This is a genomic window from Oleiphilus sp. HI0123 (assembly GCF_001635315.1).
Map to the genome: position 1 here is coordinate 1 of NZ_LWGE01000413.1, position 1,224 is coordinate 1,224.

At 44.9% G+C, this 1,224-nt stretch carries 1 protein-coding gene; it reads left to right on the plus strand.

Going from position 1 to position 1,224, the window contains the following annotated elements; all coding sequences use genetic code 11:
• Window positions 1-238: 238 nt before the first annotated feature.
• Window positions 239-1,207 carry a glutathione S-transferase family protein gene (locus A3761_RS03925; RefSeq protein WP_068553336.1) on the plus strand — a complete coding sequence of 323 codons (969 nt, stop codon included), beginning with the start codon at window positions 239-241 and terminating at the stop codon, window positions 1,205-1,207.
• Window positions 1,208-1,224: the final 17 nt, after the last annotated feature.

A 1,224-nucleotide genomic window follows, 5' to 3' on the forward strand; every position in this document is an offset into this window, starting at 1 on the left:
GATTGTCACGGCTCACATTGAAAATGGATTTTTTATGGCAACTAACGGTTATGAGTTTGCGCTCGCATTACTGGTTATCAGCGCAACCTTAACGATTAGAGGTGCAGGTAGTTTGAGTATTGATAAGGCACTTTTATCGTACAAGACTGTTTAGCCAACACGTTGATTAATCAGATTCAGATAGTTAAGTGCGACTCAAAACATCGCACTTTGATAATCGTTATTGAGGTACAAGGTCATGGGCTTAATACAAGATGGGAAATGGGTTGATCAGTGGTATGACACGAGCGATAGCGGAGGTGAGTTTCGTCGCCAAGATAGTCGCTTCAGAAGTTGGTTGACCGCCGATGGTCAACCTGGCCCGCAGGGTGAGAAGGGGTTTAAGGCAGAGAAAGGCCGCTACCATTTGTATGTTTCGTTGGCGTGCCCATGGGCTCATCGCACGTTGATTTTTCGCCAGCTGAAGAATCTACAAGATTATATCGATGTGACGGTAGTCGACCCGATAATGTTAGAAAACGGTTGGGAAGTTACCGACCCGCTGTACGGTTTTCAATACGCTTACCAGCTTTACATGCGCGCTGATAGCCAATACGAGGGGCGGGTTACGGTACCGGTTTTATGGGATAAACAGACCCAAACGATTGTCAGTAATGAGTCGTCTGAAATTATTCGCATGTTTAACTCAGCCTTTAATCACCTAACTGGCAATACTGATGACTATTATCCAGAGGGCTTGCGTGAGTCGATTGATATGATTAACGAACGAATTTATGACTGCATTAATAACGGTGTTTATCGTGCAGGTTTTGCGACGACGCAAGAAGCCTATGAAGACGCTTACCATCAATTATTTGATGCCCTAGATTGGGTAGAAGGCTTACTGTCTAAGCAGCGTTATCTGTGTGGATCAACACTAACCGAAGCTGACTGGCGTCTATTTACGACACTGATTCGATTCGACGCTGTTTATTTTGGACACTTTAAAACCAATAGACAACTGATAGCGAGTTACCCCGCGATGAGTTCTTATGTTCGCGAGCTGTATCAAGTGCCAGGGGTGGCCCAGACAGTGAATTTTGAGCATATCAAAACCCACTATTACGCCAGTCACCTTACGATCAATCCGACGGGGGTCATTCCTTTAGGGCCTGAACAAGATTTCGATTTACCCCATGATCGAGACCAGTTGGAAAAAGCTAACTAACGATCTCAGTCACTATT

Coding starts and splice junctions, on each gene's coding strand:
- A3761_RS03925 (WP_068553336.1), top strand. CDS start 239: ATGGGCTTAATACAAGATGGGAAATGGGTTGATCAGTGGTATGACACG.